The organism is Kitasatospora sp. NPDC036993 (assembly GCF_055607525.1).
Map to the genome: position 1 here is coordinate 526,418 of NZ_JBVJRP010000003.1, position 13,436 is coordinate 539,853.

General features: G+C 68.7%; 9 protein-coding genes and 1 pseudogene. 6 read left to right on the forward strand and 4 right to left on the reverse strand.

Annotation, left to right across the window (positions count from 1 at the left end):
* Positions 1-49 precede the first annotated feature (49 nt).
* From ACZ7C5_RS08645 to ACZ7C5_RS08655, 3 genes are read right to left on the reverse strand one after another with little or no spacing between them, the layout of a single operon-like run.
* Positions 50-3,538, reverse strand: a complete 3,489-nt coding sequence (locus ACZ7C5_RS08645; protein WP_470322288.1) for a pPIWI_RE_Z domain-containing protein — start codon at positions 3,536-3,538, stop codon at positions 50-52.
* The gene (locus ACZ7C5_RS08650; RefSeq protein ID WP_470322289.1) at positions 3,531-4,634 is read right to left on the reverse strand and encodes a pPIWI_RE_Y domain-containing protein; all 1,104 of its coding nucleotides are present in this window, start codon (positions 4,632-4,634) and stop codon (positions 3,531-3,533) included. The genes ACZ7C5_RS08645 and ACZ7C5_RS08650 overlap by 8 nt, the downstream gene beginning before the upstream one ends.
* Positions 4,634-6,205 carry a PD-(D/E)XK nuclease family protein gene (locus tag ACZ7C5_RS08655; RefSeq protein WP_470322290.1) on the reverse strand — a complete coding sequence of 524 codons (1,572 nt, stop codon included), beginning with the start codon at positions 6,203-6,205 and terminating at the stop codon, positions 4,634-4,636. The genes ACZ7C5_RS08650 and ACZ7C5_RS08655 overlap by 1 nt, the downstream gene beginning before the upstream one ends.
* A 92-nt stretch (positions 6,206-6,297) precedes the next feature.
* Between ACZ7C5_RS08655 and ACZ7C5_RS08660 the strand changes: the two genes are divergently transcribed.
* The gene (locus ACZ7C5_RS08660; protein ID WP_470322291.1) at positions 6,298-7,209 is read left to right on the forward strand and encodes a serine/threonine-protein kinase; all 912 of its coding nucleotides are present in this window, start codon (positions 6,298-6,300) and stop codon (positions 7,207-7,209) included.
* A 10-nt stretch (positions 7,210-7,219) separates the two neighbouring features.
* Here ACZ7C5_RS08660 and ACZ7C5_RS08665 read toward each other — a convergent pair whose 3' ends face one another.
* Entirely contained in the window at positions 7,220-10,015 is a 2,796-nt protein-coding gene (locus ACZ7C5_RS08665; RefSeq protein ID WP_470322292.1) for an AfsR/SARP family transcriptional regulator, read from the reverse strand.
* A 185-nt stretch (positions 10,016-10,200) separates the two neighbouring features.
* On the opposite strand from ACZ7C5_RS08665, the gene ACZ7C5_RS08670 reads away from it, so the two are divergent.
* From ACZ7C5_RS08670 to ACZ7C5_RS08690, 5 genes and pseudogenes are all read left to right on the forward strand, one after another.
* Entirely contained in the window at positions 10,201-10,356 is a 156-nt protein-coding gene (locus ACZ7C5_RS08670; protein ID WP_470322293.1) for a hypothetical protein, read from the forward strand.
* A gap of 239 nt (positions 10,357-10,595) precedes the next feature.
* On the forward strand, positions 10,596-11,342 hold the full coding sequence (locus ACZ7C5_RS08675) for a hypothetical protein (protein ID WP_470322294.1): 747 nt from the start codon (positions 10,596-10,598) through the stop codon (positions 11,340-11,342).
* Positions 11,343-11,377: 35 nt separating this feature from the next.
* Positions 11,378-11,620: a helix-turn-helix domain-containing protein gene (locus tag ACZ7C5_RS08680; RefSeq protein ID WP_470322295.1), complete on the forward strand. Its 243-nt coding sequence runs from the start codon at positions 11,378-11,380 to the stop codon at positions 11,618-11,620.
* A 796-nt stretch (positions 11,621-12,416) separates the two neighbouring features.
* Positions 12,417-12,722: pseudogene (locus tag ACZ7C5_RS08685) on the forward strand (WbqC family protein); the annotation flags it as partial.
* A 46-nt stretch (positions 12,723-12,768) separates the two neighbouring features.
* Positions 12,769-13,263 carry a WbqC family protein gene (locus ACZ7C5_RS08690; RefSeq protein WP_470322321.1) on the forward strand — a complete coding sequence of 165 codons (495 nt, stop codon included), beginning with the start codon at positions 12,769-12,771 and terminating at the stop codon, positions 13,261-13,263.
* Positions 13,264-13,436: the final 173 nt, after the last annotated feature.

Consider the following 13,436-nt stretch of genomic DNA (forward strand, 5'->3'; position numbering starts at 1 on the left):
TTGGTACATCGGTGTCCTTTCTCTACTGATCGGGAGTGCGGCTCACGGGTCACGCCGCGAGCGAGGCCCCTTCCAGACAGCGACCGAGCATGCTCCGCAGCGGCGCATAGAGGGCGCGTGCGATGAATTGCTCGTTCTCGGGCCGTGCACCGTCCTCGAAATAGGGGTTGAGCACGTCGAGGATGCTGTACAGGAGGCTGGTCTCCCGGGTGTCCGCGACCGGAGGATTGGCGGCACGGCCGGGCGCGAAGGCCGCGTCGACGAGGACCACACGGGCCGGCACTCCACCGCGGACCAGGCGGCCGATCACCTGCCACATCAGCACCAGGATGTCCCAGGTGATCTGTTCCCGGTCGTCGCCCAGACGGCTCCAGGCCGTCGACCGGCGCAGCAGTCGGTACCAGCACGACCTCGCGCGACGGCGCACCTCCTCGGCACCCGCCTCGATCGTCGCACCTGCTGCCACCCAACGTGCGAAGTCACCGTCCTGCTGCGCCCGCACGATCCAGTCGTTGACAGCGTGCACCGCGAGGGAAAGGTCATCGGGGTGCGGGTTGGGCCGGGCGAGGAAGTAGACGGCCCCGATCGCCGCCACCGCGTCGTCGTTGAGGATGTTGTGGCCACGTTCGACAGCCAGCAGCGGTGCGACCAGCACATCCGCCCGCAGGTCCTTGAGGTGCTCAACATCCCCTCGCCTCAGGACTCGCGCCCGGTGCGCGAACGGGGCCTCGTCGTCCTCGTCGATCTCCTGGTCGTCCGAGACCAGGCACAACACCCGGTCCCGCCAGCGGCGGTTGAGGTTGTGCAGGGCATCGGCGACCACTCGGGCCTCCTCGTAGCTGCCGACCAGCAGCAGGATCTGATCGCGTCCCGGCGGCAGCGACATCAGTTCCTCTTCCAGCGGCCCACCGTTCTCCGCCTCGTCGGCCCCGGCACCGAGCCAACCGACCAGGCGCCGCAGTTTGGCCGGCCGGTCCTCGGGGACGGTCCCGGAGATCCGCATCCTCTCGTCACCGTCCTCGATGAACTCGAAACGCATCTCGCTCTCGTCGGCGATCCGTTCCATCACCGTCGGCTCCGGCTCGATGATCACGCCGACGGGCACCGCGACGTGGTACCGGCTGGACCTGCCCGCCCAACTGCTGCCGGACATCAGGAGCACATGGGCGCCCGGCCGGCCATCGACCGAAGACAGTCCGGGCATCGCCCGCAGGAGTTCCCGTCCGACGCCACTGCACCGGAAAAAGAGCAGGTCGCCACTGCGCACGCCTTCGCAGTCCTCCCCGGGGACCCGGAACTGGAAGCCCAGCACGTTTCCCATCGGCGCTTCGGGAACCATCGGTCCGTAGTCGAATGGCCTGCGGTACATGTCGTTGAAGCTCAGGCTGAGCGCCGCCTGGACCCGGGGCCACATGGTGTTGATGACTGCGAGTCGCCGTTCGAGAGCGCTCAGGAGCAACGTGAACTCAAACCGGTCGGCCAGCTCCTCGAACCACTGCTCGGGGGTCTGTGGCGGCGGCGGTCCGTCGGCGGCCTTCTTGCGGTTCTGGTTCCTTCGCTTGCGCTCCGCGGCCTCCTCCTGCCAATTCGTCAGGCGCTCCTCGTACTGCTCCCGGTGCCTGGCCCTGAAGTCCTCGTCGAGTCGGAAGCGCTCCTCCATCACCTTCAGTAGCAGTTCCCTGGTCTTCTCCGGATTCCCGGTGTTCAGGAGCTCGTTGAGCAAAGCCGTGAGATCGGCAAAGTCCTCCTCGGTGTGTCGTGTGCGGTCGCCGAAGGGATTGTCCCGGAACGCGTCGAAGAGGTCCCCCAGGGCCTTTCTCTGGGTCTGGCCGGACTGTTCCGCTCCGTCGCCCTCATCGAGTGGATAACGCTCTTCGAGCAGACCGAGTTGAAGGGTCCAGGCGCTGAAGAAACCGAAGCGCACCCACTGGCGCAACCGATACTGAGCGACGAGCATGGTGTGCAGCTTGTCCGTGGCCGCCACGGCGGTGTTGAGCGCGCCGCAGAAGACTGCCACGTCCCGGTCGGAGAGCTGGGTCCGGCCGCTGGCCGCGAGCTCGCGGATCTTGTGCCCGTTGAGCCAGTCGATGAACCCACGCTTCTCGTCCGCGGCGAGCAGCACGGCCGGGGCGAAGATCTGGTCCAACTGCATCTGCACCCGGTCAGCTTCGTCGATGATCACCAGGTCACTCCGTCGGCACGCGAGTTCGAGGTAGCGGATGCGCTCCCCGTTCTGCGGACGCGGCGGAGCGGAATCGATCAGGCTGGGCAGCGTCGCCACCCAGATGAGCGCATCGACCAGCACCCGGGACGCGTGGTGCCGCGGACAGACGGACCAGTAGGGGCAGGCGAGCGTCTGCTTCTGCCATTCCGGCCTCAGTGAACGCTCTGGGCCGCGCCTGGACAGGGTCGGGGGGCGCAACCGGGAGCAGGGGGCCTCGCCGAAGGCCAGGGGCTCCCCGGCAGTTCCGTTGAGCCTGGTGTTCAGGATGCACGACGTTCCCAGGTAGGCGAAGGCCGGGTCGTCGTGGGCCAGGAGCCGTTGCTCGCCCCGCCCCGCCCATCTGCGGTGCAGTCCCTGCGCATGACGTTCGCGCCCGTTGGCGCCGAGCACGGGAGCCGCCGCGCCGTCGATGTACAGGTTGTACAGCTCGACCAGCTTCAGGACTTCGGCGACGTCGGGCACCGCGACCGTGGTCCGCTTCCCCAGTCGGGCAAGGTGAACCGCGATCACGTCGCGCAGCGTGCTCTTGCCCGCTCCGACGATGCCGAGCAGGTGCTGAATGCCGTCCACTGTGAACTCGGAGGCCGCCCGGAACGTGCCGGCCTCCGCGGTGGACAGTTCGAAGTTCCGGAGCCGCCGCTCCCATTCCGGCGCCTTCCCGGATCCACGCCGCGCATGGATGGCGTCCATCTCCGCAGCGGTGCGCCTCAGGTCCTCCATACGGAAGGTCAGGCGCTCGCCGCCGCCGGCCGGGGAGAGGTCCACGTCGTGGGCGACCATCGGACCCTTGGGTACCTCGGGCAGTTCGACCACTGCCATCGCACGGCTGACCGGGAAACCGAAGCGGCCGGGACCAGCCGCCTTCTGCCGAGAGCCCGCCAGTGGCGGCGCCGTTCGCAACAGACCGTCGAAGACCTGCCAGCGTTGCCTCCCGATCTCGACCTCGCGCTGCGCGGACGGCCGCTCGGGGTCCCGTACCTCGTAGCCGCGAAGCGCAGGGTCGATGCGCTGGTAGTGCTCCAGGGCTTCCCGCCAGGTCCGGCTCCGACCCAGGGCCCAGAGCGAGTAGCGGGCGACCCGTAGGGTCCGCTCCGCGCCCTCGGGCAGCTCGGCGAGGTACGCCTTCGCGAAGCCGTACCCGCTGAAGAGCACCCAGGCGTGCGCTGCCGGGGCGTCCGGCATCAGGCGCTGCTGGAGGTACAGGCCGAGCTCGATCTGGCAGAAGTACTCCGCGGCGGGCCCGCGCATTCGCTCCCCGGCGAACTGTTGAAGCTCGCTGACCAGTCCGTGCAGAGGTGAAGTCAGGCTACGCATGGGCATCCTCCCGATCGTCAGTGAGGTGTTCGTGGATCTGTCGCGCCAGGTCCTGCGGGCCGCAGAGCAGGACTCGCGCCCTCAGTTCTTCGGGGAGTGCCGCCTCGAACGCCCTGCGGAAGTCGACGGACCCGGCCGACCGCTCGGGAACGACCACCACAGCCGGCCCCGGCAGACGGCCTGCCGACTCGGCACAACGGCCGGCCAGTAGCACCGGTTGGACGCGGTCGTAGAACTGGGCCGAGTGAACCCTCAACCCCGGGCCCCGCAACCGGTACGCGCCGAGCTCCCTCGGCATCACCTCGCACCCGATCCCGAGGGCCGCCAGGTTCGCCAGGCCCGCACGCTCGACGGCGAACGGAAGCGCGAGGAACGCGCGCAACGGCCTCCGCAGCAGCAGCACCCGCTCCGGATCGCGGATCAGTTCCATCCGCTCTCCCCCCGGGCAGAGCTCTCCCTCGCACCATGTCTGCGGTCCTGCGATCGGTGCCCCGTACTCCGGGGCCCGACGTCCGCCGATCAAAGCCGGCAGCCGGCAGGTACCACAGCGCAGGAACTTCCCCGAGACCACCAGGGATTCGGGCACCGGCTGGTACAGGTCCCGCACCCGTGTCCAGACCGCCTTGCTCCACCCCCGGCCGAACCGGTCCTGCCGACGGACCACGACGTGCTGGGCCAGGAACTGCCGGCTTCGGGAGTACTGTTCGGTGTCCTTGCAGCGCCCTGCCAGATCGGCCAGCAGGGCCCGGGCCTCCTGCTCCACTCCCCCTCGCTGCTCATGGGAGGTGAGTTCCAGACAGGTACGGGTGGGCATCAGCCCTACCGGGTGGACCAGCGTCGCGTCGGCGTCGAGCAGACCGGCGGGCACTCCGAAGACCCGGTCCCCTGCCGGACGGCGGCGGCACCACTCCAGCAGCCCGGGGACGCTGAACGGCGGCTCTTCGCCCAGGTCGAGACAGCGCAGAACCATTCGGTCGAGCGACCATTGCACGAGCGTCGGATACGGCAGCGTGAACGAGCGGAGGCTGCCCAGCTCACTCGATGAGGCGATCATCGAGGCGAGCTGCCGGTACACGGCGGCATCTTCGGTAGTCATCATGCCACCTGCCGAGCAGCCGACTTCGAACACCAGCGCGCCATCTCGCAGCGCGTGCACGCGTTGCCGGGACGCGCCGGGTAGTGGTCGTCCTGGAGCCACCCGTCCACCAGATCCCGCACGATCCGCTCCGCCTCGCCGCGAGTACCGGCAGCGAAGGGATCGATCACTTCCAGGTCCGCTCCGCCCGGTCGCAGCACCTCCAGTTCGATCCTCGCCCGGTCCGGCGATCCGCCCAGGTCACCGCGGGCCAACAGCAGGGTCGCGAGGGCCAGTTGCGGGAACCGCTCCAGTAGCGAGCGATTCGCACCATGGCGGTACGACGACGTCTTGGTCTCTCGCCACACCCAGGAGCCGGCGTCCCGGTAGAGCAGGTCAGGTGCGGCGATGACGATGACGTCAGCCGTGGTGTCGTGACGCACCACCCGGGGTTCGGTCCGCACATCGGCGCCGTCCCGTACGAGCCTCAACGGGCAGACCGCGGCATGCCGGCGCAGCAACCGGATACCGAGTGCGCGCTCGTCCGCCGGGAGGTCGTATCCGGGTGGCACCCACGATTCGGGCACGTCCACCGTGCACGGGCGCGCGGACCCGGCACCGTGGCACTGGGCCAGGTAGGAATGCAGCGCCCGGCCGCGTTCGGCGGCCGGATCGTGCTCGACGGCGTCCGCAGCCGGCAGGTGGAGCCGACGCAGGTGGTCCCGGGCCGGACAGATCCGATAGTTGCGACCGTTGGTGACCGACCAACTGCGCCGAGGCCTCCCGGCCGGTTCGGCTCCCAGCAGCTTCGGTGCGCGCTGCAGGGCCGGGCAGACCGCGAGGAACGGGCACTCGACACAAGCGGAGCCCGGGCGGTACTCCTGGCCATTCAGCACGGAGGCGAGTGCCGCGCGGCCGCTGGCCCGGTACAGGGCCCGGGCTTCCTCCGCGCTCCCGTCGAACAAGGTGCGCGGCGGACCGTCCAGCAGCGGGAACTCCACGATCCGCACACGCTCCGGCACGGGGCCGGGCCGGGCCTCCGCAAGCACCAGTGCCGCCGCGGCCACGAAGCCCACGGGCGGTTCGTCCGTCCGCAGTCTGTTGACCGGCAGTCGGAGTTCGCGTGTCCTGCCGTCGGCGGACTGCAGACGCCGGCCCCACACCGTCAGCCTGTACTCCTGCGCCTGCCACGGATCGTCGTCACGCGGGCGGTAGCGGTAGATCCACGGTTCGGTGACCTCGTTCAGGGAGGGCTCGTCCCGGTCCGACGGAAAGGCCGTCCGATACCTCTCCAGCCCATGCGCGGACCATTGCCGCAGACCGTCGTGCAGTGGCCGCTCCGGCTTGGCCTCCGGTCCTGCCGGCCTTCCGTCGCTGGCATGCGCGTCACAGGCGGCCATGAAGGGGCCGAATGTGAAATGCTCCAATGATTCACGCGTTTGTTCGATACGCTCGAGTGGCCGGTATCCCCGCGCTTTGAGGGCATCCGCCGCCGGACAGCGAAAGCCGCCCCCCTTGAACATTCCGACGGATACTGTGATGACGTCAAAGGCCCGACGGACACCGTCAGGCGGCAACCACGGATCGATCATTCATTCCTCCTGAAAAAGGAGTCGGCACTTGTTGCCGACTCGGTCGCAGCAAACGTGCGGTGGGACGCCAACGCCCGACCAGAGGAGTTGCCATGACGGACAAGCTCGACGATCTCGGCGACATCGAGCGGCGTTACGAAGTGTTGGACCAGATCAGCTTCGACACCGGACAGGGTGACCTCTATACCGCCAGGGACCGGATGACCGGGGAGAAGGTGGCGATCAAGGCCCAGAAGGAGCGCGGGTTCGAATCAACCGGCTGTTTCACCGATTCAGGCAAAGAACTCACCACGGAGGGAACTCATACCTCCGAGCTGTCGAAGGTGCCGGGCATCCCGAAGTTGATCGCGACCGGGTGGCTCGGCGACCGAAGGTGTCTCGTCATGGAGTACGTGGACGGCGTGCCGCTGTCCGACGTGGTCTCCGATTTCCGTCCGGTCCGCGAGACCGCCACCGTGGCCTCCGTCATCGGTCAGCTCTGCGAGGTCCTGGGCGACGTCCACCGGCGCGACTTCGTGCACCGGGACGTCAAACCAGACAATGTGATGGTGGAGCACTCCGGCCGGCTTCGGCTCCTCGATCTGGGGCTGGCCACGAGTGCCCGGAAAGGGACCGAGTCAGCCTGCGGGACCATGGGGTACGCGGCCCCTGAGCAACTCCGCCCGAGGGACGACGGCGTGACGGCACAGGCCGACATCTTCTCGTTGGGCTGCATCCTGCTGGAGATGACCGTCATGCGACTCCCGTACGACGGCACCCGCAGCGGCATCGAAGCGCCGAACCCGGTGGTACTGCCCCGCGATCGGATCGACGCGATTCCCGAAGCCTTCGCCGAGCTGGCCCTCGCCATGGTCGAGCTCAAGCCGGAGAACCGTCCGGCCACGGTCCGAGAGGTGTACGAGGGGCTTCGCAGCCTCGTGCCTCCGTTCCGCTCCCCGGCTCCGCGCAAGCCCTTGCGGCCGGACCCCGCGGAGTACTACCGATCTTTCAGGCACCGGTGGTGAGCGGTTCCAGTCATCGCAGTGGCTCTATGCGCCGGCGCGCCTCCGGGACGCCGGCGCCCCCCATGCACTCCCTCAACATGACCACCCGTTCCAGCACTGCCACCGCCTCCTCCCTGCGCCCGGCCGCCACCAGGACGTCGGCGTAGATCGACAGCACCTTCTCCTCGTTCGGCCAGTGCTCCTGCCTCCGGTACATCTCGCCGGCCTCCTGGAACAGCGGGATCGCCAATCGGCGCTCCTGCCTGGCGAGGTGGATCTTGGCGAGGGTGTACAGCACGTCGGCCAGGCCGGCCTCGTCCGAGGCTTGCTCGACGACCCGACGCGCTCCGCAGCAGACGGCAAGGGCCTCGACCAGCTCGCCGCGATCGAGGTGGATCGTACCGATGCCGTTGAGCGCGGCGGCTTCTCCGACCGTATCCGCGAGTTCCCGGTACAGGCCCAGGGCCGTACGGTGGTGCTCCTCGGCCTCCTCCAACTGCTGCTGCTTGCGCAGAGTGAGTGCGAGGGCGTGCAGGGAACGGGCTAGGCTCAGCCGACCGGCCGCGCCGTCGTCCTGGGAGCTCAGCAGCACGGCCCTGCGCAGTTGCCCCGCGGCGAGGTGGTACTCGGCGCGTCGCCAGTTGGTTCCCGCCAGCATCCGGTATACCATCGCCCGGTCAACGAGCGTGGCCACTCCCTCCTCCTCCACGACCTCCCGGGCGTCGACGAGTCCGTCCAGCGCTGCCGTGAGGTGGTGGCGACGCCACTGGTAGGTCATCAGCGCCATCGGTAACAGCCAGATGTAGCGCGCCATACCTCGCGCGGTCGCGAGTCCGATGCAGCTGCGAACCGTGTCGTACTCCGCGTCCAGCAACGCCATGGCTTGGTCCAGAGTCTCGGGCTCGACCACCGTGACGGCGTCCGGCTCCCCGACCGGAAGCGTTCGTCCCCGGTCGAGGAGCCGGTCGCAGGCCTGGACGTTCTGCAGCTGGTGCTCCAGGATCTGCCGCACCGTCGCCTCCTCGAACTCCTGGTGCGGACCGGAGGCCACCGGTTGGACACGGTAGTGGGCGAAGTTCCTGACCAGGTCGTGCAGGCGGTAACGGTCGGCGCGCAGTTCCGCGAGGTTCGCCGCGACCAGTTCCTCGACGGCCCGGTCCGCGCGGATCGCTTCTCCGACCACGCCGAGATCCATCACCGCGTCCCAGCCGATGCTGGGGCCGGGATGAATCGCGAGCTGCCAGAGCAGGCGACTGGCTTCTTCGGACAGCGCCCTGACCGAAAGGTTCAGTGCCGTCTCGACGGAGAGTTCACTCTGCGGGTCGTCCAGGACGTCCAGTCTCCTCTGTTCCTCCTTGAGTTCCTTCGCCAGGCCGACGATCGCCCTGAGCGGACGCCCCTCCAATCGCCCGGCAATCACAGTGAGGGCCAGGGGATGGCCGGCGCAGGACTTCACGAGATCGTCGAACGCCTGCGCGTGAGTCGCCCTGTCCTGAGGAGCGACCCGCTCCTGGAGCAACGCCATGGCCGCCTCGTCATCCAGCCTCTCGACGGAACAGAGTCGGACATCGTGCTTGGCCCGCAGGTCACGGAGACTGCTCCGACTCGTGATGATCACCGTACTGGTGCCGGCACCCGGGAGCAGCGGCAGAACCTGCCGAGCGTCACGTGCGTCATCGAGCAGGACAAGGACCGACCGATGGGCGAGGGCCGACCGCAGCGCGGTGGCCTTCTCGTCCAGCCCGGCCGCCGAAGAGTACGGCGGCAGCTCCGGCAGGAACCGGTCGAGCACGTGCTCCGGGTCGACCGGCGGCGTGTCGTCGCCGGCGAACCCACGCAGCTCGGCGTACAGCACGCCGTCGGGAAACCGGTCCCGCAGTCGCTGCGCGAGCTGCAGGGCCACGGTGGTCTTTCCGATGCCTGCCATGCCACTGATCACGATCACCGTCCCGCGCCCGGACGCCTGACGCTCCCGCACGAACTCCACCAGCGACCGGATCAACGTGTTTCGGCCGAGGGCCCGCCGTCCGGGCGCCGGCAACTGGTCCGGCACCGGCGACAGCGCCGTGGTCGACGGGCTGGACGCATCACCTCTGGCCCAGCCGATGATCCGCTGCAGAGCAGCGTCCGGGCTCCCGAACCGGTTCTTCCACTTATTGACGATCTCCTCCAGTTCCGTCCGCGGCAGTTCCGGGCCGCGGGCAAGCAGGTAGTAGCGAAGCGGCCAGGCCTCATCGGGCAGGCGCTGGTACCACCGCTCGGCCTCGCTGCTCAGCAGCTTCCCGTCCTGCGCGTGCCATGCCGCTTCGAGCTGCCGCCGGACAGCAGTCAGCCGGGTCTCGTGCAACTTCAGCCTGAGCATGGCGAACCCCTGGCCGGGCAGCCCCCGGAGCGGCTCCTCCTCCGAGAACTCCGACAGTGCACCGGTCAGCACCTCGACCTGCTCCGGCCAGGGAAGCCGCTCGGCCCGCTGCAGCGCTTCGAGGAACCGAAGGTAGTCCACACTCTGGTGCGGCACGCGGAGGATGCAGAAGCCGGAGCTGGTGCGCGGCACGCATTCCTCCCCCAGGACCCGCCGCAGGTCGGCCATCGCCCGGTCGACCAGCCGTCGGTCGAACTTCTGCCCCGGCCACAGATACCCGAAGACCTCGTTGAGGCTGCGCCGGCAGTCCGGTGACGTGACCAGCAGTCCGAACAGGGCCGCCGGCTTCGTCGGGCCGAAGATCCTTTTGGCGCCCGGAACTTCAAGGTTGATCACGCCAAGCACGCGCCCGTCCACACCCGTCCCCTCTTCGCCGCACGGCGACGACAGCTGTATCCGCTCCACCCGTCGAATTCTGCACACTCGGCACCCGATCCACGCGACTTCGCTCTTTTACGCCCCCTCAGTTCCGCCTCAGATATTCCTCAGATCCGAATCCTTCGCGGCACTCGACTTCCGGGCACGATTACATCCGTCGCCGACCAGAAGATCCGATGGTGACTCAACTACCCATGAAAGAAAGCGAGTTCATGAGCAAGCGCCAGCGCAACCGCCGTCCGGTCCGCCGCAAGCGTTCCTCCGACTACCCGTCCACCAGGCGTCGCTCGACCGGGGCGGCACAGCCGGAGGTCACCCCGGACCTGCCCGAGGTCGATCCGGAGACGCCGCCGCCCGTCGCCGACTGAACCTCCAGGCCCGCGGGGTGCCCGCGCTTGGCGGGCCACCCCGCGGGCCGGCCGAGTCCGGGCACCCCCGGGCGAGTCCGCGTAGTACGCGGTACACCCAAGGCTCAGCAAGCCCGTCTAAAAGTGGGGCGCATGGGGCGCATTCCCGATATGCCCGAATTGCTCGCCCGTGCCCCTCCAAGTGGGCCCTCCCCTCTCTTCCAGCTTCCATCACGCTCGGTGACCAAGAAAGGACAGCCATGAAGGATGCCGGTTCCAGCAGCGTATTCGCTGCCGTAGAAAGGCACTTCGCCGATCCTCGGGTTCAGGGGGACGTGCGGTTGACGGTGCCGCCGGCCGATACCGACGGACAATCGATCTCCCTCACTCCCGACGATGCCCGCGAGGCCCTCTACGGGCCGGACAGGGAACCCGAGCTGGCCGCCGCGATCTGGCGGGAGGCCGTGCTGGCGGCGGCCGCCGGCTCCGGGGCGTCGGACAGCCACCAGCTCCTGCTGATCTGGCTGGCAGCGCCCCGGCTCTCCTCCACCGCCTTCCGCATCTGCAAGCGGCTGCGCGTGGACCGAGCCGACGCCGAGGCGGAGATGACGCTCGCACTCCTCGCCGAACTGCGAACCGCTGACCCCGGGGCACTGCCGCTCGCTGACGAATTGATGAAGGCTGCGCGCAACAGTGCGTGGCGGTTCGCGCGCGCCGGCCTCAAGGAAACCTCATCCGCGTTCCTGGAGAACCACGGGAATGACTCCCAGCTGATCCCTTACAACGAGCCCGAGCTCCCGAAGCGGCAACGCGGCATGGAAGTGGAGCTCAGCCGCCCGGACGGGCCCGACGGCTTGCGCACGCCACTGCGTATCACCCTTCCGGTGAACCGTCTGGGCAAGGAGGCTTTGCGTCGCCTCACAGGTGGAGCCGTCCCGCGCGGCGGTGAGCACGGGGCCCGGGCACCGCAGCCCGCGCCTATGCACCACACCGGGAGGACCCGGTGAGCCTGACCCCCCGAGACCCTCTCCGCTTCGTAGAGATGTTCGACCTCCCGACCGTGGTCGACGTGCGAACGGCCGCCCGCGCACTCAACGTCTGCCCCGGCACCGTCTACCGGCTGCTCCAGCGTCGCGCCTTCCCGTGCCCCGTGCTGCGCGTGGGTGGGCGCTACCGGATCCCGACGATCGAGCTGATGCGCGTGCTCGGGGTGGACGAGCACCCGGTCTACTCCGTGGAGTTCGCCCCGTCGGCAGAGCCCGTCCAGGAAGCGTTCGCGTTTTGAGAAGGCGCGTGCATGATCGTTCGCCTCCCGCACAGCGCCGGTTCCGCCGCGGCGCTCATTGATGCCACGGTTCCCCGTGCCCGCCGCGGCGGGCACGGGGAACCGTGGCACTCCGATGGCCCCGGCGGCATTCCCGGGCCACGAGGAGGAACGGCTCCGCACCGACATCAGGCCCCGAACCCCGACGGTCCTCTCCCGACGCCACCCACCTGGGGCTGCCTCCTCGACGCCATCGGCCCGGTCCTCCGGGCATGGGACGTTGGTCGGACCGACCTCCCACGCACCATCCGATGCAGTGCCGGACCTACCCCCTCCGGTTGATCGAGGTGGCGAGGACGAACACCAACGGTTCGGCGCCCATGCAGGACCTGCGGCTCACCACCGCGCACGGGCACATCCTGCTGACCGGCCGCGCGGACCGCCAGGGAAGGGCTCGCTCTGCTGGACAGGGCCGAGGTGATGGCGGACAAGTACGGTATGACCCACCAGCGAAGGAGCATCCGCGGCATCCGATCTGGATTCCAGCGGGCACGGTGCCTTCAGTGAGCGGGAGAAGAACGTGGTGGGCACGCCATCGCCCTCGCGGTCCCCGAACATGCGATCCACCAGGAGCCCCGCGCCCGTAACACCGGGCCGAACATCCGGTTCTCCCGTGAGGTCCTGGAGGCGGCCGGCGTCGAGACGCGGTCGGTGCTACTCGTGAGCATGCCGCAAAGCCTCGTGGGCGACCTCCAGAGGGTGATCGAGTACCCGAGGCTCGGGTTCGCCGCCGCCCAGGATGTTCCGGAGACGGTCCATGGTGCGTACCAGCGGCTTCTGGCCGACGGATTCGACAGCAAGATCCTCAGCCGACGCGGCGCCGCCCTCCGGGGTGGTGTGCGCTGTCCACCAGCCCGACTTCCTCCCCCGACTGTCCACCGTCGCGAAGCAGGCCGCCGCGGACGTCTGGGTGGTCCTCGACGATGTCCAGTTCAGCCGCCGTGACTACCAGCTCCGGGCCCGGCTGGGGCCGGTCGACGGTACCGGACCGGACCCGTGGCTGTCCGTCCCCACGCATCTTCCGGCTGGAAGAGCGGCGCTGATCCGCGACGACCGCCTCGTCGAAATCCCGCGCAGCGTACGCCGGGTGGAACACGTCCTTCGCCGGCATTACGGAGACGGTCCCCTTCTGGCCTCGACTGGCGGCGGACCTGCTGGGGCTCCTGACGCTCTTCAGGCGTACCGACCGGGTGGCGGAGATCGCCGAAGCCTCCACACTGCTACTACTCCGTGTCTTTGGCTGGTCAGGAGCCGCGGTACGCAGTAGCACCCTGTCCGCCGGATCCGGACGGACGCAGCGCCTCGTGGACCTGTGTCGGGCAGTCAGCGCGGATACGTACCTGTGCGGCACGGGCGGCAGTAGATACATCGAGCCGAACCTGTTCACGGCCGAGCGGGTCGAACTGCGGCAGTTCGGCGCACCGACCGCGGGAGTGTGGGCCAGTGCCCGGCAGGTCAGCGTCCCGCACAACCTGATGGTGCACGGGCCCGACATCGTGAAGGCGGTCCTCGAAAGGCATGAGAGGTGTCTGGCACCCTCGCCCGGGGCGAGCGAGGTCGCCAGGGCGAAGCGCAGCAGTCGAGTTCGACGCTCTAATTCGTAGAGCGCGTAGGAAGTCTGCCGAATCGACCTCCTATGGCCCACCACCAGCCCGGTGGCGGCTTGGCGCCGCCGGAGAGGGAACAGGCGGGGGGGTTCTGTCAGTTTCTGGAGGAGGTAGGGGGGGGGGGTCTGCTGGAGAAAGGTTTTGTTCTGGTTGGGGTGTCGGTTTTGTGT

Coding starts and splice junctions, on each gene's coding strand:
- ACZ7C5_RS08660 (WP_470322291.1), top strand. CDS start 6,298: ATGACGGACAAGCTCGACGATCTCGGCGACATCGAGCGGCGTTACGAA.
- ACZ7C5_RS08645 (WP_470322288.1), bottom strand. CDS start 3,538: ATGCGTAGCCTGACTTCACCTCTGCACGGACTGGTCAGCGAGCTTCAA.
- ACZ7C5_RS08650 (WP_470322289.1), bottom strand. CDS start 4,634: ATGACTACCGAAGATGCCGCCGTGTACCGGCAGCTCGCCTCGATGATC.
- ACZ7C5_RS08655 (WP_470322290.1), bottom strand. CDS start 6,205: ATGATCGATCCGTGGTTGCCGCCTGACGGTGTCCGTCGGGCCTTTGAC.
- ACZ7C5_RS08670 (WP_470322293.1), top strand. CDS start 10,201: ATGAGCAAGCGCCAGCGCAACCGCCGTCCGGTCCGCCGCAAGCGTTCC.
- ACZ7C5_RS08680 (WP_470322295.1), top strand. CDS start 11,378: ATGTTCGACCTCCCGACCGTGGTCGACGTGCGAACGGCCGCCCGCGCA.
- ACZ7C5_RS08675 (WP_470322294.1), top strand. CDS start 10,596: ATGAAGGATGCCGGTTCCAGCAGCGTATTCGCTGCCGTAGAAAGGCAC.